General features: G+C 72.3%; 23 protein-coding genes. 13 read left to right on the top strand and 10 right to left on the bottom strand.

Translation table 11 applies throughout. The features are described from left to right. Nucleotides 1-83: 83 nt before the first annotated feature. Nucleotides 84-1,310: an LCP family protein gene (locus tag B5D66_RS12505; RefSeq protein WP_078761873.1), complete on the bottom strand. Its 1,227-nt coding sequence runs from the start codon at nt 1,308-1,310 to the stop codon at nt 84-86. A 419-nt stretch (nt 1,311-1,729) separates the two neighbouring features. Between B5D66_RS12505 and B5D66_RS12500 the strand changes: the two genes are divergently transcribed. The 5 genes from B5D66_RS12500 to B5D66_RS12480 all read left to right on the top strand — a co-directional run bounded on the left by B5D66_RS12500 (nt 1,730) and on the right by B5D66_RS12480 (nt 7,030). Continuing rightward, on the top strand, nt 1,730-3,217 hold the full coding sequence (locus B5D66_RS12500; protein WP_078761872.1) for a hypothetical protein: 1,488 nt from the start codon (nt 1,730-1,732) through the stop codon (nt 3,215-3,217). Nucleotides 3,218-3,370: 153 nt separating this feature from the next. After that, nucleotides 3,371-4,636, top strand: coding sequence for an ABC transporter substrate-binding protein (locus tag B5D66_RS12495; protein ID WP_078761871.1), 1,266 nt, complete (start codon nt 3,371-3,373; stop codon nt 4,634-4,636). Nucleotides 4,637-4,650: 14 nt separating this feature from the next. Then, nucleotides 4,651-5,583 (top strand): carbohydrate ABC transporter permease, encoded by a 933-nt coding sequence (locus tag B5D66_RS12490; protein WP_078761870.1) that lies wholly within the window; start codon nt 4,651-4,653, stop codon nt 5,581-5,583. Nucleotides 5,584-5,618: 35 nt separating this feature from the next. Further along, nucleotides 5,619-6,440, top strand: a complete 822-nt coding sequence (locus B5D66_RS12485; RefSeq protein WP_200813627.1) for a carbohydrate ABC transporter permease — start codon at nt 5,619-5,621, stop codon at nt 6,438-6,440. 185 nt (nt 6,441-6,625) lie between these two features. Further along, on the top strand, nt 6,626-7,030 hold the full coding sequence (locus B5D66_RS12480; RefSeq protein ID WP_078761869.1) for a hypothetical protein: 405 nt from the start codon (nt 6,626-6,628) through the stop codon (nt 7,028-7,030). 13 nt (nt 7,031-7,043) lie between these two features. Here B5D66_RS12480 and B5D66_RS12475 read toward each other — a convergent pair whose 3' ends face one another. Then, the gene (locus B5D66_RS12475; protein ID WP_078761868.1) at nt 7,044-7,601 is read right to left on the bottom strand and encodes a hypothetical protein; all 558 of its coding nucleotides are present in this window, start codon (nt 7,599-7,601) and stop codon (nt 7,044-7,046) included. Nucleotides 7,602-8,520: 919 nt separating this feature from the next. On the opposite strand from B5D66_RS12475, the gene B5D66_RS12470 reads away from it, so the two are divergent. The 7 genes from B5D66_RS12470 (at nt 8,521) to B5D66_RS12440 (ending at nt 14,192) form a co-directional block, all read left to right on the top strand. After that, on the top strand, nt 8,521-10,044 hold the full coding sequence (locus tag B5D66_RS12470) for a sensor histidine kinase (RefSeq protein ID WP_078761867.1): 1,524 nt from the start codon (nt 8,521-8,523) through the stop codon (nt 10,042-10,044). Further along, complete coding sequence (locus B5D66_RS12465; RefSeq protein WP_235000957.1) at nt 10,037-10,777, top strand: helix-turn-helix transcriptional regulator; 741 nt, start codon at nt 10,037-10,039, stop codon at nt 10,775-10,777. Before B5D66_RS12470 ends, B5D66_RS12465 begins: the two co-directional genes overlap by 8 nt. Nucleotides 10,778-10,836: 59 nt before the next feature. Next, nucleotides 10,837-11,094, top strand: a complete 258-nt coding sequence (locus B5D66_RS12460) for a DUF6343 family protein (protein WP_078761866.1) — start codon at nt 10,837-10,839, stop codon at nt 11,092-11,094. Between the two features lie 37 nt (nt 11,095-11,131). Beyond that, the gene (locus B5D66_RS12455; protein WP_078761865.1) at nt 11,132-11,365 is read left to right on the top strand and encodes a hypothetical protein; all 234 of its coding nucleotides are present in this window, start codon (nt 11,132-11,134) and stop codon (nt 11,363-11,365) included. A gap of 70 nt (nt 11,366-11,435) precedes the next feature. Beyond that, on the top strand, nt 11,436-12,359 hold the full coding sequence (locus B5D66_RS12450; protein WP_078762066.1) for a Rieske (2Fe-2S) protein: 924 nt from the start codon (nt 11,436-11,438) through the stop codon (nt 12,357-12,359). Next, entirely contained in the window at nt 12,352-13,812 is a 1,461-nt protein-coding gene (locus tag B5D66_RS12445; protein WP_235000956.1) for an aldehyde dehydrogenase family protein, read from the top strand. The genes B5D66_RS12450 and B5D66_RS12445 overlap by 8 nt, the downstream gene beginning before the upstream one ends. Nucleotides 13,813-13,955: 143 nt before the next feature. Then, a complete protein-coding gene (locus tag B5D66_RS12440; RefSeq protein WP_078761863.1) occupies nt 13,956-14,192 on the top strand; it encodes a hypothetical protein in 237 nt (78 codons plus the stop codon). A 487-nt stretch (nt 14,193-14,679) separates the two neighbouring features. On the opposite strand, the gene B5D66_RS12435 is transcribed toward B5D66_RS12440, so the two are convergent. Next, nucleotides 14,680-14,979 carry an NIPSNAP family protein gene (locus B5D66_RS12435; protein ID WP_078761862.1) on the bottom strand — a complete coding sequence of 100 codons (300 nt, stop codon included), beginning with the start codon at nt 14,977-14,979 and terminating at the stop codon, nt 14,680-14,682. A 115-nt stretch (nt 14,980-15,094) separates the two neighbouring features. Here B5D66_RS12435 and B5D66_RS12430 point away from each other — a divergent pair, with 115 nt between their 5' ends. Next, nucleotides 15,095-15,985: an NAD(P)-dependent oxidoreductase gene (locus B5D66_RS12430; RefSeq protein WP_078761861.1), complete on the top strand. Its 891-nt coding sequence runs from the start codon at nt 15,095-15,097 to the stop codon at nt 15,983-15,985. Between the two features lie 212 nt (nt 15,986-16,197). Here B5D66_RS12430 and B5D66_RS12425 read toward each other — a convergent pair whose 3' ends face one another. From B5D66_RS12425 to B5D66_RS12395, 7 genes are all read right to left on the bottom strand, one after another. Further along, nucleotides 16,198-17,457 (bottom strand): tetratricopeptide repeat protein, encoded by a 1,260-nt coding sequence (locus B5D66_RS12425; RefSeq protein ID WP_159457259.1) that lies wholly within the window; start codon nt 17,455-17,457, stop codon nt 16,198-16,200. Nucleotides 17,458-17,591: 134 nt separating this feature from the next. Beyond that, nucleotides 17,592-18,893, bottom strand: a complete 1,302-nt coding sequence (locus B5D66_RS12420; protein ID WP_235000955.1) for an ATP-binding protein — start codon at nt 18,891-18,893, stop codon at nt 17,592-17,594. Between the two features lie 557 nt (nt 18,894-19,450). Then, complete coding sequence (locus B5D66_RS12415) at nt 19,451-19,711, bottom strand: GlsB/YeaQ/YmgE family stress response membrane protein (protein WP_078761858.1); 261 nt, start codon at nt 19,709-19,711, stop codon at nt 19,451-19,453. A gap of 190 nt (nt 19,712-19,901) precedes the next feature. Beyond that, nucleotides 19,902-20,174 carry a GlsB/YeaQ/YmgE family stress response membrane protein gene (locus tag B5D66_RS12410; protein WP_078761857.1) on the bottom strand — a complete coding sequence of 91 codons (273 nt, stop codon included), beginning with the start codon at nt 20,172-20,174 and terminating at the stop codon, nt 19,902-19,904. Nucleotides 20,175-20,289: 115 nt separating this feature from the next. Further along, nucleotides 20,290-21,030: a GAF and ANTAR domain-containing protein gene (locus B5D66_RS12405; protein WP_159457258.1), complete on the bottom strand. Its 741-nt coding sequence runs from the start codon at nt 21,028-21,030 to the stop codon at nt 20,290-20,292. A gap of 153 nt (nt 21,031-21,183) precedes the next feature. Then, nucleotides 21,184-21,960 carry an ANTAR domain-containing response regulator gene (locus B5D66_RS12400; protein ID WP_078761855.1) on the bottom strand — a complete coding sequence of 259 codons (777 nt, stop codon included), beginning with the start codon at nt 21,958-21,960 and terminating at the stop codon, nt 21,184-21,186. Nucleotides 21,961-22,555: 595 nt separating this feature from the next. Next, entirely contained in the window at nt 22,556-23,713 is a 1,158-nt protein-coding gene (locus B5D66_RS12395; RefSeq protein WP_078761854.1) for a glycerol dehydrogenase, read from the bottom strand. Nucleotides 23,714-23,739 lie beyond the last annotated feature (26 nt).

Below are 23,739 nucleotides of genomic sequence, written 5' to 3'. Positions count from 1 at the left end.
ATCAGCCGCTTTTTGGAGGGCCGCCCATGGGAACGCCCCCGTCGCCGGTGGTCCGGTGACGGGGGCGAAGGAAGGAGGAAGGGCTACTGCTCCTCGGTGCCGGTGCCCAGGCCGTTGGAGCACGGGTTGGCGGTGGCGTCCCTGCCCTCGATGGCCTCACTGGGCAGGGCCGAGGTGCCGCCCGCGGGGTCCTCGGCGGCGGGCTCGGCCGGGTAGGAGGCGGTCGGCGTCTGCGACGGCGACGGCTTCGGCTCCTCGGGGGCGCCGCTCTCCAACGCCGCATCGTCGACCGGCTCGTCGGCGTTGATCGCCGCGAACAGCTCGGCGGCCTTCTCCTCGTTCCACACGACCCGGTTGGGGTCGTAGGGGGCCTGGAACCAGGGAACGGTGTAGAAGGTGATGTCGCGCAGGTCGACGTCGGCGAGCGTGGAGCCGATGGAGATCATCCTGTCCAGCGTCAACTCGGCGTCGGTGGCGGTGTGGTCGGTGACGGCCCCCAGCAGCGCGGTCATCTTGCTGGGGCTGGTCAGCACGTCGCTGCTGGTGACCTCGTCGGCGAGCGCGCCGAGGAACATCTGCTGCCGGTCGATGCGGCCGATGTCGCCGCCGTCGCCGATCTCGTAGCGGGCGCGCACGAACGCCAGGGACTGCTCACCGGTGAGACGCTGCTGCCCGGCCTCCAGGTCGAGCTTGGCGCGCTCGTCCTTCATCGGCTGGGGGATGCACATGTCCACGCCGCCGATGGCGTCGACCATGTCACGGAAGCCGACGAAGCTCAGGTGGACGAAGTGGTCGATGCGGATCCCGCTCAGCGTCTCGATGGTCTTGACCACGCACGGCGGCCCGCCGTGGAACAGGGCGGCGTTGATCATCCCGTAGTAGCCGGTGGTGCCCTCGGTCCCCTCGTAGGGGGCGCACTCGGGGAGCTGGACCAGGGAGTCGCGGGGGAAGTTCACGACCGTGACGCCGTGATCGGGCGAGACGTGGGCGAGCATGAGCGAGTCGGAGCGCTCGCCGACGAAGTCCCGTCCGCCGTACTCGGCGTTGCCGCCGGTGCGCATGTCGGAGCCGATGAACAGGATGTTGACGTCGTCGCCGATCTTGGGCGGGCGCTCCTCCTCGTTGAGCGCTGAGGCGAGGTCGTGCTGGACCATGTTGCCCCGCAGGGAACGGTAGTAGGCGTAGGCCGTGCCGACCCCGGTGAGGAGCACGACCACCAGCGCGACGGCGGTCCAGCCGAGCACACGTTTCCACCGCCGTCGGGGCGGGGCGGCGGCGTCGGGCGTGGCTGTGGAGGCGTCATCGGACATGAATAAGGGGTGCCTTCTATCGGCGGGCGTCACAGGACCTGGAGGTGCCGTGAGGGGCGAGGAGGACCAACGGGTCCGCGCTGAGACGTGCAGCGCGCCGCGGGGGAGGGGGAGGACCCGTATGGCGTGTTGACCGATCTTACGAGAATCCATCGCGGATCGCGCGCCCGGGCCGGTGATTGCCGTCTTACCCGTGCCCGGAGAGGAGGGGGCGCCATCGTTCCGGCACCGGGGTCGTCCGGATCGTGATCCGGCGATGATCCCGCGGTGACGTGCGGAAGTCCCGGTGGGGATCGGGGCGCGGCCGAATGTGGCCGTCCCCACGCCGTCCGGCTCCGGCCCGATTCGACGGCCGAAGAGAGTAAGCCATAGCCATCTGTCGCGTTTCTCCGGGAAAGTCCCGGTAAGGGGCGGCGGACATGAGGACGCGACGACCATCGGTGGGCCGCGCGGCCTGGGCGCTCGGCGCCGTCTGCGTCGGATACGCGGTCGCGGGAGTGACCCTCGTCCCGGCCGGGCTGCCGTTGGGCTGGGACGAGGCCGTCTACGTGGGCCAGTACGATCCGCACCGTCCCGCCCCCTTCTTCAGCGCGCCCCGCGCCAGGGGGGTGTCGGTGCTGGCCGCGCCGGTCGTGACGGTCACGGCGTCGGTGGTGGCGCTGCGCTGTTTCCTCGCGGCGGCGGGCGCGCTCGCGATGTTCGCGGGGTTCCTCCCCTGGCTGTGGGTCCTCCCCCGGCCCTGGGCCGTGCCGTTGGCCGCGTTCGGGTACGCGACACTGTGGCCGGCCCTGTTCTACGCGGGCGCGGCGATGCCCAACACCTACGCGGCGATGGCCTGTGCCGCCGCGACCGGGTGGTTCCTGGACGCGGCGCGGCGGCCGGGGGCGCGGTCACCCCTGTGGGCGCTGGCCGTGGCGCTGGCGGTCGCCGGGCTGATGCGGCCCGGTGAGGCGTTCTGGCTGACCGCGCCCCTGGCGGCGGCCGTCCTGCTCGTCCCCCGTTGGCGGCGGACCGGGCTCGCCGCGGCGGTGGTCGCGGGCGCGTTCGTCGGCGTGCTGCCGTGGATGGTCGAGGCGTGGACCGGCGGTCACGGTGGTCTTGCCGCGCGGATCGCGCGGACCGGCGAGATCCAGGGCGGCGCCGGGCCGACGTTCGCGCTGCCGCTCGCCGCCTCCGCGCTGGACGGTCCCCTGCTGTGCCGGCCGTGCACGGACGGCGTGCGCTGGCCGGCCGTGCTGTGGTGGCTCGTGCTGCCCCTGTTCGTCGCGGCGGGGGTGAGGACGGCGGTGCGGGCGCGCAGGGCCGCGGCGGGATGGCTGCCCCTGACCGTCGGGGTCTGCCTGGCGGTCACCTACGTCTTTTTCATCGGCTACGCGGCGCCACGGTTCCTGCTGCCGTCCTACGCGCTGCTGTTCCTGCCGGCCGCGCTGGGCGTCGTGGGGATGGTGGAGGCGGCGCGTCCCCGCTGGCGGCCCGTCATCGTCGCGGTGATCGCGGTGGGGCTCCTGGCGCACCTGGTGATCCAGGGGGTGATCCTGCGGCACTGGGTGGGCGTGCACGGCGAGGTGCGGCGGGACCAGGGGGCCGTCATCGCCGAACTGGACCGCCTGGGGGTGGATCCGCCGTGCGTGCTCACGGGGACCGAGGCGATCCCGATCGCCTACCGGGCGGGATGCGCCTCCGCGGCGGTCGGCGGCCACAACGGCACGCACACGCTGGAAGGACTGCTCGCGCTGTCATGCCGCACGCCCACCGCCCTGCTCACCCGAGGGGGAGGACCGGCGCCGCAGTGGGCGGAGGGGTGGAACGTGTACCCGGTGGCCGGCGAGGCGGGGCCGTGGGCCATCCACGTTCCTCCGTGGACGCCGGAGGCCGGAAGGGACGGGGTCCCCTGCCCGATCGGGTGACGGACCGCTCTCGGCTACGCAAAGTACCGATTCCCTCACGAAGGGAAGTCGCCACTGTCATACTTGGCCGTCGGGGGAGCGGCCGTGGTGACCCGCCGGCACCCGTCCGCCGTCTCCCGCGACGCGCTCCCGGCACAAGGAAGGGCGGGGCCGATGACGTCCGGATCCTCCCCGATGTCCCGCAGGCGTTTCCTCGGCCTGGCCGCGGCGCCCGTGGCGGCCTCGTTCGCGACCGCGGGGTGCGGCGACAACACCGGCCGTCCCGATGGCGACCCCGGGACGCTCGTGCACTGGTACCACCAGTACGGCGAGGAGGGGGTGCGCGAGGCCGTCGAGCGTTACGCGGCGTCCTACGACCGCGCCCGGGTGCGGGTGCAGTGGACTCCCGGCGACTACGCCACGCGCCTGCTGGCGGCACTCCAGGGGGGAGCTCCGCCCGATGTCTTCGAGTACCAGACCAAGGTCGACCTGGTCAGGGCCGGTCTACTGGAACCGCTGGACGACCTGATCGCCGACGTCCGCGACGACTTCTCCCCGGCCGCGCTGGCGATCCACACCGTCGACGGTTCCGTCTATGGAATTCCACAGGCTGTGGACACCCAGGTGCTCGTCTACCGCAAGAGCCTTCTCGACGACGCCGGGACCGAGCCGCCCCGCACCTGGGAGGCGCTCGCCGACGCCGCGCGCACGCTCACCCGTGACGGCCGCAAGGGGCTGTTCCTCGGCAACGACGCCGGCGTCTCGGTGGCCGGGCCGATGATGCTGTGGTCGGTCGGGCTCGAACAGGTCACCGCCGACCGGCGGCCGGGGTTCGCCGATCCCGCGGCGGCCAGCGCGTTCGAGCGGCTGCGCGACCTCTACGAGGAGGGGACGCTGCTGCTCGGAGCCCCCACCGACTGGGCCGATCCCGCGGCGTTCGTCCAGGAGCTCACCGCGATGCAGTGGACCGGGCTGTGGGCGCTGCCGCGCATCGAGGAGGCGTTCCCCGGCGACTACGGTGTGCTGCCCTGGCCGAGGTTCACCGAGGCCGGTGCCGACTCCGTCCCCGTCGGCGCGTTCGGCGCCATGGCCGCGGCCGAGGGCGGGGCGGCCGATCTCGCCAAGGACTACATCCACTGGCTGTGGATCGAGCGCACCGACCTCCAGGAGGACTTCAACCTCGGCTACGGCCTGCACATCCCGCCCCGCGGCTCCATCGCCTCCTCGGCCCGCCGGCTCGCCAGTGGTCCGGCCGCCGACGCCGTCGACTACGTCGACGAGCTGGGCCGGCCCTCCAGCCCGCCCGAATGGACCTCCGCCATGGACGCCGCCTTCAAGGACGCGCTCGGCAACATCGTCAAGGGCGGTGCCGCACCCCGCGAGGAGCTGGAACGCGCGGCACGGACGGTCCAGGACGAGCTCGACGCGCTGTTCGACTGAGACGGGCGGGCGACATGAACGGCACGCCACGGCGGAGAGGGTGGGAGGGGATCACCGACCGGCCCGCGTGGGCTTTTTGGATCCTCGCGGGTCCCTTCTTCGCGGGGCTGGTGGTCTTCGGTCACCTCCCCCTGCTGTGGAGCATCTACCTCAGCTTCTTCGAGGCGCGCAACACCGTCACCCCCACCGAGTTCGTCGGCCTGGCCAACTACGCGCGCATGCTCACCTCTCGGGCCTTTCTCGACAGCCTTCTCACCTTCACGCTGTTCGCGCTGTTCGTCGTGCCGTTGACCTTCGCCCTCTCGCTCGGACTGGCGCTGCTCCTGCACCGGGCGCGGCGCGCCCGCCCCCTGTTCCGGACGGCCTGCTTCCTGCCCGCAGCCTGCTCCTACGTCGTCGCCGCCCTGGTGTGGAGGCTGACGATCTTCAACGGCCTGCCCTCGGGACTGGCCAACACGGTGATCGGCCACTTCGGCGCCGCCCCGATCGCCTGGCTGGCGGTGACTGACCCGCCCTGGTACTGGCCGGTCCTGGTGTCCCTGCGGCTGTGGCTCCAGGTCGGCTTCTACGCGCTCATCTTCCTGGCCGGACTCCAGCGCATCCCGCATTCGCTGTACGAGGCCGCCTACGTCGACGGGGCCTCCCCCGGGTGGACCACCTTCCGCCACATCACGCTGCCGCAGTTGCGCGCCACGTCGATCGCGGTGCTCCTGCTCAATCTCATCGCCGCCTACCAGGCGTTCGACGAGTTCTACAACCTTCTGGGCGCCGACGGGACCTATCCGCCCTACGCCCGCCCGCCGCTGGTCTACCTGTACTACACCGCGTTGGGGTCGGGGCAGGACCTCGGCCGTGGCAGCGCGGGCGCGGTGATCCTCGCCCTGCTCATCGCGGCGGTCACCCTCGTCCAGGGGCGGCTTCTCGGGATCGGCCGGGGGCCGCGGTGAGCGCGGCGGGACGGTTCGCGGGTCGCGTGCCGCGGGTGACGGTGGGGGCCGTGGTCCTGTACGCGACGTTGACGCTGGTCGCGCTGCTGTTCCTGCTCCCCTACCTGCTGATCCTGCGCAACGCGCTGTCCACCGACGCCGACATCACCTCGCCCGGTTGGTCACCGCTGCCGCGCGAGCTCGACTGGGGAGGGTTCGCGGCCCTCTTCTCCGGCCGGGACCCGCTCATGGCCACCGGACTGCGCAACTCCGCGGTCGTCGCGGTCCTCCAGACGGCCGGACGGCTCCTGGTGTGCTCGGCCGCGGGCTACGCGCTCGCCCGGGTCCCCTACCGGCATGCCGGCAAGCTCGTCCTCGTGGTCCTCGCGACGTTGATGATCCCGGCCGCGGTGACCTTCGTCCCCACCTTCGTCGTCGTGTCGTCCCTGGGCTGGGTCTCCTCCTGGCGGGGGCTCATCGTCCCCGGCCTGTTCAGCGCGTTCACCGCGTTCCTGTTCCGGCAGTACTTCCTGGCATTCCCACGGGAGCTGGAGGACGCCGCGCGGGTGGACGGGCTCGGCTACTGGGGGACGTACTGGCGGGTGGTGCTGCCGAACTCGCTGCCGTTCCTGGCGGCGATCGGCCTGATCTCCTTCGTGGAGAGCTGGAACTCCTTCCTGTGGCCGCTGGTCATCGCCCAGGACGCCTCGATGTGGACCGTTCAGGTCGTCTTGTCCACCCATCTCACCGCCCAGACGGCCGACCTCCAGGGCCTGTTCGCCTCGGCCGCGGTGTCGGTGGCCCCGTTGGTCCTGGTCTTCGTCCTGCTTCAGCGGCACATCGTCTACGGCGCGACGGAGGCGGGGATCCGACGGTAGAGGAGAACTGTTCGTAACACGTCGGATACGTATCGCAGTAACGGCCTGCTGGGGACGCGAAATCGCTTATAAGGTTTACCGCGCATCGCGAGAAATTCCTTGTTTTTCGTCGGAGCCGTGCCGTACCGGTGTCTCCCCACACCAGGGACGCGCATCTGGTCTCCGCCCGTCGGAGCGGACCCCTCATGCCCCTTCCCGAACCGGCCGGACCCGATCCCGTCCGCCTTCCCCACATCCATGGCGCCGAGCCGCAGCGTGACCTGGTCGATCGCATCACCAGCGGTCTCGGTGCCCACGAGTGCGTTGTCATGGGCGCGTTGACCGCGCGCGACCGCCAACGCATCATCGCGGCGGGCAAGGTCGCCGGAAAGCGCCTCAAACGATCCACCGTCATCACCGAGACCGACGCCGGTATCGAGATCGCCTTCGACGACGACACCGAGCTGCTGATCAGGCCGGCCCCCGACCCCCTGGTGTTCGAGTCCGGGTCGGAGGAGGCGGCGGACATCTCGTCGTCGAGGCTCGACCCCCGGCGCCGTCACGCCGTGGACGAGGACACGCCGCCGAAGAAGCGGGTTCCACGGGACTGAGTCGCGGGGGCGCTCAGTCCTCCAGTGACACCCGGAAACGTAGTGACGCCGTGGTGTCCGCGGCCGGCTCCGGTGCTCCGTCGCCGGCCGGCCGCAACTGGAAGTACAGGTGGGCCGTCTCGCCCGGCCCCAGCGCGCGGGGCCCGGGCACGTTCTCCAGGGGGCCCGGGGTCAGCGGCTCCCAGGCGGGGGAGTCCCAGGAGCCGGGCCGCCATGACGCGGGTTTGAGGAGGGCGCGGACCTCCAGGGGAGACTCCGCCGGGAGCGGACCGTCCACGACGGGACCGGCGATCCCGATGGCGTCGATCTCGGCGCGCGAGGGGCCCGCGTTGACGATCCGCACCCTGTACCACATGTCGCCCCATGGATCGGTCAGTCCGACCGGGGTGGCGCCGCTCAGGCGTATGACGGGCCGGGACAGGGCGGAACGTCCCTCGGAGGTGGTCACCAGGGGGGCGCCGTCCCGGTCGGCGTGCGCGAAGTAGGCGTATGTCGCACCGGTCACGGCGGCGGCGATCCCGGCCACGGCGGCGGCCCCGATGGCGGCGAGGACCTTGGGAACGATGGCCACGGGAGAACTGTGGTCCTTTCGAACAGGAACGCAGCGGCTGTGACAGGCCCGATATGGCCGTGTCGAGAGGCTACCGGGCCGGGGCGGCCCGCGGCGGACAACGGAGAATCCGGCCCTCTGCGCGGCGAGGGACCGTCCGCGTAACGTCGCGCCGCGGGCCGAGGGGCGTGGCGCGCGGGGCGGGGAGACGACGTCCGTCCCGCTGCGCTCTTCACCCCGTCCGTCCTCCCGGCCGGCACCCCCCACTCTGCCCGTGGCCATGCCGCCACGTCATCCTCAAAGTCGATGACGTCGCCGCCGTCCATGGCCGACGGCAGAGGCGGTTGGACGCCCATTCCCCGATCCTCGCGACGGTGGGACGGCGTGGGAAGGCGGGAACGAATTCCCGGCCCCGACCGCCCCGGCGTGGAATTCGGTGAGCGTGTTTCCCGGAAAACTCTCCTGTCCGGCGAGGTGATTCCGTAGGGTGCCTCCTGCGTGCCCCCGCCGGACGCTGGAGACGGACCTGAAGAGCGGGTCCCGTGTCGCCGCCCGGCGGGCAACGCCATGTGACGTGGCCTGGAGTGACTGCTACGAGAGGAACCCGGACGGAGCGAGCCCGAGGGCGAGGGGAACCGTATGGATGATCGCGCTATGTCATCGTTCAATGACGTTTCGCCAACGAAAAAGAATAGCGATGGACGAGCGCCGAAAAGGGGACCAAATCCCCATCCAACCGATTTCTTTTTCCGTCTTTCCTCGGGTTACGTCACGGCGGTCTCCGCTATTTCCGTCACAGACCGGTTTCCCTCCCGCCTCCTCCACGGAGGTCCTCCCCCCGGCTCCGTCCGTCCGGCGAGCTCTGCGGGGGCGACCGGCCCATGCCCACCGGCCCGGCGCCCCCGATCGCGTTCCCTCCGCCGAAAGAGCCCCGAGCAACGTGCGAAAACTCGTCTTCGAAATCTCCCTCGCGCTTCCCGCCGTCGCCGCCACGGCGATGGTCCTCCAGCAGGTCGAAACCGGGACCGAGAGGGTCAGCGGCGACGTGCCCGCCACCCTGGCCATGTTCGCCTCCGGGACCGCGGTCGCCACCTCCTTCCTCGCGGAACTGACCGCGCGCATCAGCGGACACCCGCCGCTGCGCCGGATCTCGGCGGCGATGGCGGTCTACGCGCTCGTCGTCGTGCCCGCGACCGCCGCCGGTGACGGGGGAGACACCGCGACCGTCCTGCTGGCGACGGCCCGGCACGCCGCCGGCCTGTGTACCGCGCTGCTCCTCCTCGCCTCGGCCTCCCCCTACGACCGGCCGCGTCCCTGGAGACTTCCGGGGTTTCGGACCCCGGCGGGGGGTTCGCGCGGGGTCGCCATCGCGCTCGGCTGCACCCTGGTCGCGGTGCTCGCCGCCGCCTCGGCGCCCGAGGTGGCCGCACCCCTGGTCACGTCACCGCTCATGGGGGCGGCGGTATCGCTGCTGTGGGTCGACGCCGGGCTCCTCATGATCGCCTCGGGGCTGATCCGCTACCGTCCCGTATCCGCCTGGACGGGCGTCGGCGTGATCGCCATCATCAGCGGGCACGCTCCCCGGCTGCTGCTGGGGGAGCCGATCGTCTCCTCGGTCCTGCTGGTTCCCGGGATGCGCCTGGTGGGCCTCCTCCTCATCCTCTGTGTCGTCCTGCGGGTCGCCTTCCTCGTCCACCGCCAGATCACCCTCGACCGCGAACAGTTACGCGACGCCCGGGCCGAGGCGTCCCAGACCCGCGAACGCATGTCGGAGCAGGTCCACGAGCTGCGTAACGCGCTGGCCGGGGTGGACGGGGTCGCCCACCTGCTCGCGCTCGGCGAGGGCGGGGACGTCGAACTGGACCGGGCGGCGCTGCGCGCCGCGCTGTCGGCCGAACTCGGCCGCATGCGCGCCCTGCTCGACGAGGGGGTGTCCTCCCGGCCGGAGGAGCCCGTCAGACTGGCCGGCCTGTTACGGCAGCTCGTCTTGATCCGGCGTACCACCGGCATGCGGATCGACCTGTCGGTGGAGGAGGACCTCGCCTCGACGGCCCCCCACCGGGTCATCGCCCAGGTGGTCACCAACGTGCTCGCCAACTGCGAGCGGCACGCCCCCGGCGCGCGCGTGACCGTGACGGCCTACCGGACCGGAGATCAGATCAGGATCCGCGTCCACGACGACGGTCCCGGAGTGCCCCCGGGACAGCAGGAAGAGGTGCTGCGCCGCGGCGTCAAACGGGAGGGCTCGCCCGGGCAGGGCATCGGCCTGCACCTGTGCCGCGAGCTGCTGTCCGCCCACGGGGGACGGTTACGGCTGGTCTCGGCCCCTCCCGAGGAACCGGGCTGCACCGTCCTCGTCGATCTGCCCGCCCGTCCCGTGCGTCAGGGATGGGCGCCTCTGGCGCACGGGACGGCACGGGGCGAACGCCCGCACACGCTCGGAGGTGACCGTGCCGGTGCCTGACCCCGGTTCCGGGGGCGCGGCGCGCAACACCGTTTCGGCGTCCCGCGTCCTCATCGTCGACGACCACGAACTGCTCAGCACGACGATGGAGCTCGCCCTGCGCGCGCAGGGCATCACCGCCTTTCGGCCGCGCTCGCTCGACCCCGACTCCGTGCGCGCCGCCGCAGCGGATGGTCCGGCCGGTCTTCTGCTGCTCGACCTCGACCTGGGCAGCGGCGCCGACGGCGTCCCGGTGGACGGGATGCTCATGGCGGAGGACCTCCGCGCGGAGGGCTGGATCGTGCTGATCCTGACCGGGACGACCGAGAAGACCCGTATCGCCGCGGCCATCGCCGCGGGGGCCGTGGGCTGGATCTCCAAGTCGGCGCCCTTCCCCGACCTGGTCCGGATGATCGTCGACGCCGTCGCGGGCCGCCCCGTCATCTCGGCCCAGGAACGCGAGCACCTGCTCGATATCCACCGACGGGCGCGGACGCACCGGCGGACGGGGCGGGAACTGCTCGGGCGGCTCACCGCTCGGGAGCGTGAGGTCCTCAACGAGTTGGTGGCCGGCCGACGAGCCGCGGTGATCGCGCGGGACTCGGTCGTCTCCATCGCCACCGTGCGCTCCCAGATCCGTTCCATCCTCACCAAACTGGAGGTCTCCTCACAGCTGGAGGCGGTCGCGCTGGTCCGCTCCCTGCCCGGGTGGACCGATCCGGGGGGTGGGTTTGGCGGTCCCCTGTCCGGATAGCCGGAAGGGAACGGAGGGCCACGCCCACCGCGTGGCCCCGACCGGACATGGGAGGACCGATGCGCGGCGGCGAACGGCCGGGACGGCCGGCGAGGGGAACCCCGGAACGCCCCCGAAGCGCTCTCAACCTACGGCTGGCGCTGGCCATCCTCGGTGTGGTGATGTGCGTGGCGCTGGGGGTCCTGGCCCTGGTCAACGGGTTTATGATCCTCGCGGTCCTGCTGGGGGTGCTCGCGATCATCGGCGTCGTCGACATCTGCGTCGTCATCGTCCGCCGGCGCCGGCGGGGTTCCGGGTACGACTCGCTGTTCGAGTAGGCGCCGCGTCCACCGTTCCCCGGAAAGGAGAGCCGTCGTGTCCGAACCGCTCGGCCACGAGCCGCGTACCACCCACGACCGCGATGTCGCGCCACTGTTGCGCGACGACGAGGAACAGGAGGGCCAGCGTCCCCGCGAGGAGGGACGTCAGGTGACCGGGACCGGGGTGCCCACCGACATCCCGCGCGAGGACGACGACGAGCGGGCCCGCTCCCGCGACGAGGGGCCCTCGACCGGAGGCTCCGCCCACGACCACGTCCCCAGACCCTGACCTGGCACGTCGCCGCCCGGACGAGCGCGCCATGGGATTCAACGCGGGACTCGCGGGTAGCCGCCCGCCCATGAGACTGGGAGAACGGATCCACCGGATCGAGCGGGCCACCGGCCTGGACCGGGCGGTCACCGCCATGCAACGGGTCACCGACCGCATCCCCGAGGGCGGGGTGCGCGACGTACTACACGGGGTGCAGCTGGGGCACCCGCTGCACCCCCTCCTCGTACAGGTTCCGATCGGCGCGTGGCTGTCGGCGGCGGTACTCGACTTCACGCCCGGCTCGGAGCGGGCCGCGCGGCGGCTCGTCGACGTCGGGCTGGTCGCCAGCCTGCCCGCCGCGCTGGCCGGCTCGACCGACTGGTCGCAACAGCAGCAACGGCACAAGCGGGTCGGCGTCGTCCACGCGGGTCTCAACACCGTCGCGACCATGCTGTACGGCGCGTCGTCCCTGGCCCGCCACAGCGGGCGGCACGGGCTCGGCAAGGCGCTGGGGATGGCCGGACTGGGAGTGGTCAGCGTCAGCGGCCTGCTCGGCGCGCACATCTCCTACGCGCTGTCGGGCGGCGCCAACCATGCCGACCACGTTCCCGACCGGATCCCCGACGGCTGGCACGACATCGGCACCCTGTCGGAGTTCCCCGAGGGGCGGCCGGTCCACGGTGTCCTCGGTGACATCCCGTTGGTCATCGTCCGCACCGGCAGCGACGTCCACGTCATGGCCGACGAGTGCGTCCACATGGGCGGTCCGCTCTCGCAGGGCGAGTACGCCGACGGGTGTGTCACCTGCCCGTGGCACGGCAGCACCTTCCGCGTCACCGACGGGTCGGTCGTCAACGGCCCGGCCACCACCTCGCAGCCGGTGCTGCGCACGCGCGTACGCGACGGCATCGTCAGCGTGCGGCGGGCCGATGCGGGGGTGGCGGTACCCGCGCAGCGCGCGGAGGAGGCCGCCGCGGAGAAGACGCGCGCGAAGGGGAGCGCGCGTGGTTGAGCAGGCACACGCCCCGGCCGCGCCCCAGGTCCGGGTGCCGCAGGTCCGGTCCGGCCGCGATCCGGTCGGTGGCGGTGACCTGACGATCCTGAACCCGCGCGACGGCTCCACCGTCGGCCGTGTCCCCATGGCGACGCGCGCCGACATCGACACGGCGTTCGAACGCGCCCGCCGGGCCGCTCCCGGCTGGGCGCGTACCCCCGCCACCGAGCGGGGGGCCGCGCTGCGCGCCGCGGCAGCGGCGTTGCGGGAGAACGTCGACAACCTCGCGGTGCTCAACGCCCGCGAGACGGGCCGTCCCGTCGCGGAGGCGCGCGAGGGCGTCACCGCCGGTGCGGGGACGCTCGAGCAGTACGCCGAACTGGGGCCGCTGCACCGTGGCCGCAGCCTCGTCGGGGACTGGTCGGCCACCGATCTGATGGTCGCCGAACCCCGCGGTGTCGTGGTCGCGTTGACCCCGTGGAACGATCCGGTCGCCGTGAGCTGCGGCATCGTCGGCGCCGCGTTGGCCACCGGCAACACCGTCCTGTACAAGGCCAGCGAGCGCGCCCCGCACACCGGCGCGCTGTTCGCCGAGATCGTCGCCGCGGGCCTGCCCGAGGGGGTGCTCAACGGACTCACCGGTGACGGCGCTGTCGGGGCGGCGCTCGCCGCGGACCCGCGTGCCGACGTGGTCGCCCACGTCGGGGGGACCGCCACCGGGGACTCCATCCGGCAGGCCACCGCGCACACCGGCGCCAAGGCGCTGCTGGAGAACGGCGGTAACGACCCGCTCATCGTCGACGAGGGCGTCGACCCGGAGTGGGCCGCACACCAGGCCGCCATCGGCAGCTTCGCCAACAGCGGACAGATCTGCACCTCCGTGGAGCGCATCTACGTGCACCGCGCGCTCGCCGACCGCTTCGTCGAGGCCCTTGTCGCCGAAGCCGCGCGGCGCGTCCCGGAGTCGGCCGCGGCCGGCGAGGTCGAGCTGGGGCCGCTCGTGGACCGGCGGCACCGCGACGCCGTCCACGCCCACGTCGAGCAGGCGGTGCGCGCGGGCGCGACCCGCCTCATCGGGGGCGAGATGCCGGACGGCCCCGGCGCCTACTACCCGGCGACGGTCCTCACCGGCTGCACCCCGGCGATGACGGTGATGCGCGAGGAGACGTTCGGTCCGGTCGCGGCGGTGCGCGTGGTGGACTCCTTCGACCAGGCGCTCGACGAGGCCGGCGACGACCGCCACGGGCTCGCCGCCACCGTCCTCACCCCGTCCATGGAACACGCGCAGCGGGCCTGGCGGGAGCTCCGGGTGGGCACCGTCAAGGTGAACGCCGTCTTCGGGGGAGCGCCGGGAGGTGCGGCGCAGCCGAGGGGCGTCAGCGGCCAGGGGTTCGGGTACGGTCCCGAGCTGCTGGACGAGATGACGACGGTCAAGGTCGTCCACATCGAGCCCGCGAAGCACCCGGGGTAGCCGTCCGGACCCGGGGGACCCGCGCAGACGTGTGACGCATGGCACGGGATGATGAGGGTGAGCCATGACCCTTCCCCGTTGTCTTCACGCGTGGCCGTCCCGGTCGGGGCGGCCACGCGCCGTGTCAGGACAGGAGAATCCCCATGCGCCAGGCGGTCATTCCGCGCGACATCGCCCAACGGGTGCTCAGGATCCCCGAGGTGGTGGCCGTGGTCCCCCATCCCCTCGGCCGTGGGGACGCCCTCGAACTCCATATCCGCGCCCGCCACCGACACGCCCTCCCCCGGGTCGCCGCCGCCGTGCAGGCGGTGCTCTGCCGTTTCGCCCGTGGCGGCCACATCGCCGTCCGCCTCGACCCCCTCGACGACCTCCCCGGGTGATCGTCCCGCACGGCCCGGCGCGGGACGGGGCGTCACCCGCCCGGCGGGGCAGGGGCACTCCGATGCCGCCACCGGCGCGCGGCACCCGCCGTCGCCGGGTGGACGAGACGCGGGCGCCCCCGGGGAGCCGCGCGGCCCCCGCGTGGCCGGAGGGGTGCGGTCACGGCCTGGACCGTTCTGTCCGTGCGTGTTTTCGGGCTTGGAGGAGTCGGGGCGGTGGAAGACGGGACGAGGGGACTTCGGCGGGAAGGCCCGCGTCCGCGGCTTCTCGATCGGCGCGTGAGAAAGCGTCCCCGTCCCGAGGTTCCGGCGTCGTGAACCGCCGGACGGCGGTGCGCCATGTCGATATATCCCCGCGCCGCCAAGGGCGGAGCGCGTCGGACCACCCCGTGAACGTCCCGCGAAGGGCGCGTTTCGAGCCGGGATCGGTGGCCGCGATCGTCGCCGGAACGGCGAACGGTGACGCCCCCCGTTCCCCCGAGGAGGATCAGTAGACGCGGATCACCTCGCGTTTCTCGGTGGAGAGAAGGTAGTCCCCGGGGTTCAGCCGCATCGCCTTCCGCTCGGCGGACTCCCAGTATCGGCGGTTGCGTTCCTCGAAGCTCTCGGGGCCGTCATAGGACAGTGCCCACACGAATTGGTTCCGATCCCGATCGATCCATGCTCCGTCGATGGTGAAACCGAATTCCAGACGCAGCGGAACCACCTCGGCGCGCCACCGCTCGACCCACTCGTCCAGCAGGCCGTCGCGGACGGTGGAGACACGGTGCTGCGTGATGACCGGCATGAGAGCCCCCAGGGATGGTCGGAGTCCTTCGGCTACAGCACGTTCCGGATTCGAGCGGGGGCTGTTCGCTGTGGTGCCTCCGGTTAGCGGCCGGAAGCCGGGTTAGCGTGCGGGCATGCACGTATCAGTCGACAAGTTGCCCGCCCCGACCGTCGCGGTCCTCGGCACCGGCGTCATGGGCGCTCCCATGGCGCGCAACATCGCCGCGGCGGGACTGGCGGTGCACGTGTGGAACCGCACCCGCGCCAAGGCCGAATCGCTCGCGGAGGCGGGGATCACCGTCGCCGAGGACCCCGCCGCCGCGGTACGGACCGCCGACATCGTCCTCACCATGCTCACCGACGGTCCCGCCGTGGAGGAGGTGATGCGCGGCATCGGGGTCTCCCTGGAGGGAAAGGTGTGGGCGCAGACCACCACGGTGGGCCCCGAGGCGGCCACGCGCCTCGCCGACCTGGCCGCCGAGCGGGGGATGGCGTTCGTGGACGCGCCCGTGGTCGGGACCCGCGGACCGGCCGAGGCGGGAGGGCTGAAGGTCCTCGCGGCCTGCGACGCCGACGTCCGTGACCGGCTCGTCGCGGTCTTCGACGCGATCGGCTCCGAGACGGTCTGGCTGGACGGGGGCCCCGGCGCGGCCAGCCGGCTCAAGCTCGTCGTCAACAACTGGGTGCTCGCCCTGAACACGGCCACCGGGGAGACCCTGGCCCTGGCCCGGGCCCTCGGCGTGGAGGCCCAGTACTTCCTCGGAACGGTCGCCGGAGGCCCGCTGGACGCGGGATACCTCAGGGCCAAGGCGGAGGCCATCCTCGAAGAGGACTTCACCCCCGACTTCTCGGTGGCCAACGCGGCGAAGGACGCGCGGCTGATCCTGGACGCGGCCGAAAGGGAGGGGATACGCCTCGACGTCGCCGAGGCGACCGCGCGGCGGTTCGAACGGGCGGTACGGGAGGGGCACGGAGGACGGGACATGGCCGCCGCGTACCTGGCGAGCTTCGACGGGGAGCGTTGAACCCGGCACCCGCGCGGGCGGGCCGGCCGAGGGCCGGTCAGCTCCGGTTTCTCCCGGGTCGTGGGGCGCGGCCGGTCCGTACGGCGCGGACACGGGGAGCGCGGGTGAGGGCGTGGCCGGCGTGACGGCGGGGAACCGCCGCGGGACCGGTCCGCGGCTTCACCGGATCGGGCCGGCCCCGGGGCGTGGGCGCCTCCGTCGTCCTGCGGGGGTCACGGCGTCCCGCGCGGCGTCCCCTCCTCGGCCGCGCAGGTGAGGGAGCGCAGCGCGATCGCGCGCTCGGCGGGCGCGTCGGGATGGTCGGGGTTGCGGGACAGGGTGAGTTCGGCGGCGGCCAGGGCCGCGCGCCGGTCCCCCAACTCGTTGCGGAGCACCGCGTCCAGGTACGGGAAGAGATCGACGGAGGGGAACAGCTCGGACGCGGCCCGCGCGACCTCGGCGGCGTCGCCGGGCCGCCCCAGGCCGTAGAGCGCGTGGACCGTTGAGGAGTGGACGTCGACGTCGTGGTGGCCGGACCTGACCAGGGGGAGCAGGAGTTCGGCGGCGCGCTCGTGCTCGCCGGCCTCCTCCAGCAGCACCCCCAGGCAGCCGCGGGCGTCGGGGTTGTGCGGCTGGTCGTGGACCAGGGCGTCCAGGATCTCGCGGGCCCGACGGGCCGATCCGGCGGAGGCCAGGCGGAACGCGACGTCCAGCTGTTCCTGGGCGAGGTCGGGGTCGTCGCCGGCGGCGTGGGGCACGGTGAGGTCGGGCAGCCCCAGGGCCGCGCAGGTGTCGAGGTAGAGGCCGCGCAGCGGTTCGGGGACGCCGACGCTCAGCAGGGTCCCCCAGGTGGCGCGGGTCCACTTGAGGGGGGCCTCGCGCAGCGCCGAGAGAAGGGCCTCACCGGCCTCGGCGTGGCGGTCGAGGCGCAGCAGCGCCTGGCCGAGCCGGAACCGCAGCCCCGGGTCGCCCGGGGCCAGGGCGACGGCCGCCCGGGCCGCCTCCACGGCCTTCCCCCACTCGCCCGCGGAGCAGTGGACCGCCCGTAGCGTGTCGTGGCCGTCGGGGGCATCAGGGTCCAGACGCAGGGCCTCGGTGGCCGCGGCCAGCGCCTCCTCGCCGCACCCGGGAACCTCCATGGCCGCGAGCGCGAGGACGCGCAGCGCCCACGGGTCGTCGGGGGCCAGGCCGGCCGCGTGCCGCGCGTAGCGCAACGCCTCCGCGTGGTGTCCGTGCCCGTCCACGAGCAACGCGGCGTACCAGCCGTATCCGTAGGGCAGGTCGGGGTGGGCGGTCACGAGGTGCTGGGCGGAACGCGCCGCGCCGTCGAGGTCGCCGAGGGTGTGCTGGGCCCAGGCGAGGGCGAACAGGGCGAGCGGGTGGTCGGGCGCCTCCGCGAGGAGTTCGCGGGCGGCCCGTTCGGCCTGTTCGGGGCGGCGCAGCCGCACCAGTGCCGAGAGACGCCGCGAGCGCGGATCCTCGGTGGGGTCCATGGTGGCTCTCCTCTCCTCGGCCTGGTGTTCCGCGCGTGGTCGCAGGGCGCGCTCCGCCCGTCTCAGCCGGCCGCCGCCACCGCCGCGCCTCCCGGCCATGGGCGCGTCCGGCGCCGTCGGGGCCGGGAGACGGGTCACCCCCGCCCGCGCCCCCGTAGGTAGGCGACGAGGTCGTCGTAGGCGCCGCCCTCGTTGGCGAACAGCGCCACGCCGCGTGCCGCGTCGAACCACGGCCCCGTGGAGGGACGGACGTCGCCCAGCGCGGCCTCGAAGTCGGCCATGTTCACCATCCGCACCTCGCCGCTGTGGGCCGAGTCCACCAGGGCGCGTTCGGCGGCGGTGTCGCACACGTGGGCGAGGTCGGCCCCCGAGAAGCCGTCGGTGCGTTCGACCAGGTTCGCGAGGTCGATGCCCTCGATCGGCCGGTCACGCAGGTGGTATTCCAGGATCGCGCGGCGCGCGGGCGCGTCGGGCGGAAGGACCAGGACCGTGCGGTCGAAGCGTCCGGGGCGCCGCAGGGCGGGGTCGACGTCCCAGGGCTGGTTGGTGGCGGCGAGGACGAACAGGCCCTCGTTGTCCCTGTCCACGGCGTCGAGCTCGGTGAGCAGCTGGTGGACGGTGGAGCCGGGGCCGGAGGAGGCGCCACGACGACGGCCGAGCGCGTCGAGCTCGTCGATGAACAGCACGCAGGGGGCCGTGCGCCTGGCCTGGTCGAAGAACGCCGAGATGTTGCGCTCCGAACTGCCGACCCACATGTCGAGGACGTCGGAGATGCCCACGGAGAGGAAGTGCGCGCCGAGCTCGCCGGCGAGCGCGCGGGCCAGGAACGTCTTGCCGCAGCCGGGCGGGCCGTACAGCAGCAGTCCTCCGCGCAGGCTCTTGGCGTAGAGGCGGCGCAGTTCGGGGTTGCGCATCGGGGCGAGGAAGGCGGCTTCCAGGCGCTGTTTGACGTGCTCCATGCCGCCCACGTCGGCGAGGGTGAGGGTGGGGCGTTCGACGTCGTGGACGGGGAGGACGGGATCACCGGGGGAGGGGGAGCGGAATCGCGGCTCGGCGATGCCCCGCACCTCCTCTTCGGCGGCGGCCCAGTCGAATCCGGCGGACGGCGCGGGAGGCTCCTCGGGGGCGGCCCGGTCCGATCCCGAGGAGAGGGGGCCGGTGCCGGAGGGGGCGGGGGACGCCGGAGGTGGAGGGACGTCCAGGGCCCGGGCCATGAGGGAGCGAGCCTGTTCCGAGTGCGGGTCGACCATGAGGGCGCGGCCCGCCTCGGTGATGGCGGCGGCCGTGTCCCCGCTGGTCAGCAGAAGCTCCCCGAGGTGGACCCGTAGTTCCACGTTGTCGGGCGCTGCCTCGGCGGCGGCGCGAATGCTCGCGAGGAGCGCCGGGCTGATGTCCATGCTCGTCCTGCCGTACTCGCCGTGCTGACGAGACGGCACATTACCGGGAAGTGTGCCGGTTACATGTTTGATGCGCCGAAAATCCGATGTGGTGGGTGGGGAAGCCGCGAGAGGCGGGGCCGGGGCTGTGATAGCGCGGACCTTCCCGGCCGCCGAAGCCCATGCGTGGGGGAGACCGGAAGGTCGTGGATCCCGATGTCGCCTTCTCCTCTGCCGGGTTCCGTCGCGAGGAGCGCCGCGCGGTTCCGTAAGACGGTCGGCGTCGGTGGCGGGTATCGCGGCCGCCACCGCCACGGCGGTGCCGATGTCACCCGCCGTCCAGGCGCGGCGGCGCGGTCCTTCCACGCCGGCTCCGCCGGCCGCGACCGCGCGAGATCCCGCCAGGACACGGGGTGCGCGGCCCGGGACCGGCCGGGTCCGGCGCCGCCTCCCGGTACGGCCCGGTTGAGGGGTGGTTCACCACCGCCGACCCGCGCGCCCGGGGATGGGAGCATCGGGGCTCGACCTCGCCCGCGCCCGGTTCCGGCCGGTCCACGCCCCGACATGACGAGGACCCGGGTCGAGCGCCCGGGTCCTCGTCCACGTCGTCGTGCGCGTCAGGCGTGCGCGTGCCCGCGTCCCCGGCCGCGGATCAGCGCGGCGAGGTAGACGCCTACAGCGGCGAGGACCACCTGGATGACGAGCGTCAGCCAGAACGAGAGGCCACCGCTGATCGCCGCGCCGATGAGGGCCGCGACGATACCGATGACGATGGTCAGCCAGATCGGGATGTCCTGTTTCCCCGGCACGACCAGCCGTCCCAGCGCACCGACGATGAGACCGATGATCAGTCCGCTGATGATGCCGCCGATCTCCATGTCCCTGCCTTCCGGTCGCTCGTTTCCTTGTCGACACGACCCCTGCCCGCACGCGGGACGAATCAACTTCTCATCCGGAAAAGTGGGCGAATCGGCAGGTCGGGAAAGGGGTGTTCGCTCTCGGTGGTCCCGCACGGGCGAGGGCCCGGCGTGTGGACGCCGGGCCCTCGGTCGCGTATGGATGTCCCGTCTATCTCCTGGAGCGTCCCGCGTAGACGCCGGCCACCAGGTAGACGCCGATGACCGCCAGGACGAGCTGCGTGATCAGCTCCCACCAGTCGATCCCCGGGGTCTCGGCGTAGCCGAAGAACCCCGCTATGGCGGTGCCGATGAACGCGGCGACGATCCCGACGAGGATGGTCAGCCAGATCGGGATGTTCTGCTTGCCCGGCAGGATGAGCCGGGCGAGGGCGCCGATGACCAGGCCGATGACGAGCGCGCTGATGATGCCGGTGATCTCCACAGTCGCACCTCTATCTCTCCTAGAGAGCCTTGTACGATTTCTTCCCGATGACCAGCAAATAACCCCATCTCAGGTGATATGTCGTTGTTTTGGGGCCGCTCTCGGTCATCCGCCTCTACGCGGGCTCGACGAACTCCCGCCCCATCCTCGGAGGCTCGCCGGTGATCGCGGTGATCATGTCCGCGGCCACGTCGCGGAGCTTGCGGTTGCGCTGCTGGGAGGCCCGCCGCAGGATCTCGAACGCGGCGTCGGCGTCACAACGGGCCTGGGCCATCACGATCCCGATCGCCTGATCGATCACGGCGCGCGAGATCAGCGCCTGGCGCAACTGCCCGGTCGTGTGCTCCTGGTCGGAGAAGCGGCGCAACAGCCGCAGCATGCCCGTGGCCTGCTGGGCGAAGGACTCGATCGCGGTGATGCGGTCATCGTCGAACATGTGGGGCTTGTCGCCGTAGAAGTTGAACGCGGCCAGCCGCTCACCGTTCGCCTCCACGGGGACCGCCATGGCGGACAGGACCCCGTTGGCCACGGCCTGCATCCCGTACTCGCCCCAGCGAGGGTCGGAGGCCATGTCCTGGACGACGATGCGCTCGCCCGTGCGCAGCGAGCGCAGGCACGGCCCGTCGTCGTAGCCGTACTGGAGTTCGTCCAGCTGGAGCGCGACCGCGTCGCTGCTGGCGACCGTCACCGGTGTCCGGCCGCGGTGACGCATCGTGATACCGCAGTGCACCTGTTCGGGCAGGACGCGCACCGACAGCCGCGCGAGTTCGTTCAGCTGCTCCTCCACGGTCTCCAGCGAGACCAGGAGATCATAGATCTCCCCCGGGGAGGGGAGCCGCGGAAAAGAGTCGGTCATGACGCTCCTCGGCCGGTCGGTGGCTCCGCGGTGACGCCCGGCGTCCGTGGACACGAGCGGGGGCGGTGCCGGAGGAGCGCGAAGCCCTGTCATAGGCCCCCTTGCCCCTGAACAGGACGTTCAATCCGGTCCAGGGGCCATCGTCGTCGCCGCTCACCCCTCGGAGCCGTTGACCAGACGGCGGCAGATGTCGACCAACCGGATGTTGAGCTCCTGCGAGGTCTTGCTCAGCAGCTTCCACGCCTCGGGTTCGGAGATGCCGTGCCGTTCCATGAGGATGCCCAGCGCCGTCCCGATCAGGCTGCGGGTGCTCAGCGCCCGGTTGAGGTTGGCCACCTCGATGCGGTGCTGGAGCTCGATCGCGATGTGGTCGATGGCGACCGTGATCAGGCCCGGCTCGTGCCGGTCGAACGATTCGAGGGACGTCGAGTACATCGTGATCAGGCCGATGCGTCGCTCGGCGCTGGCCAGGCGGGCCGCGTACAGGCTGCGGATGTTCAACGCCGCCGCGCGTTCCAGGAAGCCGTTCCACGAGTCGTCACTGTGGTCGGTGAGGCTGTAGGATCCCGGGTCCGCCAACGTGACGTGCAGGCGGGGCGCGGAGCCCAGGAAGACCTGGGAGTCGCCGAGCTGCTTGGCCACGTCGTCGCTGTAGGCGGTCACAGGGGAACTGTTCTTCCCGGTACGCGCGGAGAGGAAGGCGTGGTCGCACAGGGACAGACTGCCGACCAGCGCGTCGACGACCCGCTGTGCGGCCTCCTCGACGCTGCCGCTCGTGCCGACCTCCTCCGCCAGGGTGACCAGGCGGCGGGCGAACGCGGTGGTGTCGCCCACGCCGTTGGGGCGGGGGTCGGTAACCAGTTCTTCTGTTGAGGGAAGGGCGACGCCTTCCGTGGCTGCTGAACGGTCGTTCGCTCGGCTGTTCTTCATCGGGTCCGGAGATCTCCACGGCGCGCGGGCACCTATGGTCGACGGCGGACGGACGGTTCCCGCCCACCAGGCCGCGGCGGGACGTGTCCGTGTCCCGCCGGTGGCCTTCCTCGGTGACCCGTCCCTGCCCGCCGCGCAGGCGATCGCACCCCCTGTAGGGGAGGACACTTGCGCACGGCGAAACGCCCCATCGGGATGCTGATGAGGTCGGCTGATCGTGGATCCCCGGGCATCGGTGCGCGACCCGTCGGTTCACAGGCCGTCCGGTGTCCGGGACGATCAAGGGTCACCGAAGTAGTAAGGCCACGCTTCCGGACCTTGAAGAAAAGAGTCTAGAAGAGCCGGGAGCCCTGTGAGGACAGGGATTCGCGGCGAGACCTCCGGATCTGGAGTGGTGATGCCGTTTCGGGCGAAAGAAGACTTCGACGGCATCTGTGTGGTTTGCCGAGCTTTCAGGGACGCGTCCCGTTCGGCCGGGCGGCCGGAAACGGTCACCCGTGGAAACGGGTGACCGGACGGGACGGCGGTGCGGGGGACGTCGGCACGGAAGGGCGGCGTCTCCCCGCCACGGCGCGGCGGCGGGGGACGCCGGTCCTCAGTGCCGTTTCGGCGCCTTCGGCTCGGGCAGGCCGGCCGCGGCCCGCACCGAGCGCGCCAGCGGCTCCACCGCCTTGAGCGCGTCCAACACGTCCTCGGCCACCACCTCGAACGGCATGTTGTGGATGGTCTCCTCCGGCGCGGTCGCCGCCTCCACCACGGTGCGCAGCACGTCGTCCTCCACGTCGCCCAGGCCCACCTCGGTCAGCGTGGTCGGCAGCCCCACCCGCGTCGTGAACTCGATGAACTCACGGATCTCGGCGGTCGGCGCGCCCTCCAGGATGAGCTGGGTGATCGACCCGATGTTGACCTTCTCACCGTGGGCCAGCCCGTGCGTGTGCGGCACCGCGGTCAGACCGTCGTGGATCGCGTGCGCCGCGGCCAGACCCGCCGATTCGAACCCCAGCCCCGACAGCAGCGTGTTCGCCTCGACCACCGCCTCGACGGAGGGGGTGACCAGGTTCGCCCGCACCGCCTCGATCGCGGGGAGGGCGTGCTCCCACAGGATGTCCCACGACAGCCGCGCCAGCGTCGTCCCGGCCCGGGTGGCGCGTCCCCCGGCCATGGTCGGGCCGTTGCCGCGCTGCACCGCCCGCGCCTCGATCCAGGTGGCCAGCGCGTCCCCGACACCGGCGATGAGGAACCGGGCCGGCGCGTTCGCGACGAGCCGGGTGTCGATGAGGACCAGGTCGGGGTTGCGCGTGTAGAAGCGGTAGGACTCGAACGCGCCCTCCTCGGTGTAGACCACCGACAACGCCGAGGTGGGCGCGTCGGTGGAGGCCGCCGTGGGCACGCTCACCCAGCGGATCCCCGCGTTGTCCCCGGCCGCCTTGGCGGTGTCGATCGCCGCTCCGCCCCCCAACCCGACGACCACGTCGACGCCGTGCTTGTCGATGATCTCGGCGACCCGGCGGGCCTCCGCCGCGGTGGGCATACCACCGAACTCCTCGAACCGCACCGGCAGTCCCGCCTCCTCGAAGGAGGAGGTGATCGCGGACTCGGTCAATCCACGCACCACGTCATCGGACAACAGCAGCGGATTGGCGCCGATCCGCGCGACATGGGAGCCGAGTTCGGCGATGGCCCCGGGGCCCTGCACGTAACGGGCCGGGGAGATCAGCGAGCGGGTCGTCGGTTTCGAGTTCGTCCCGGCCATCACACACCTCTTCGTCGTCGGACGGA

It is taken from the genome of Marinactinospora thermotolerans DSM 45154, from assembly GCF_900167435.1.
Taxonomy (GTDB): domain Bacteria; phylum Actinomycetota; class Actinomycetes; order Streptosporangiales; family Streptosporangiaceae; genus Marinactinospora; species Marinactinospora thermotolerans.
The sequence above is the reverse complement of the archived record's forward strand: the minus strand, read 5'-3'. Positions and strand labels throughout refer to the sequence as shown.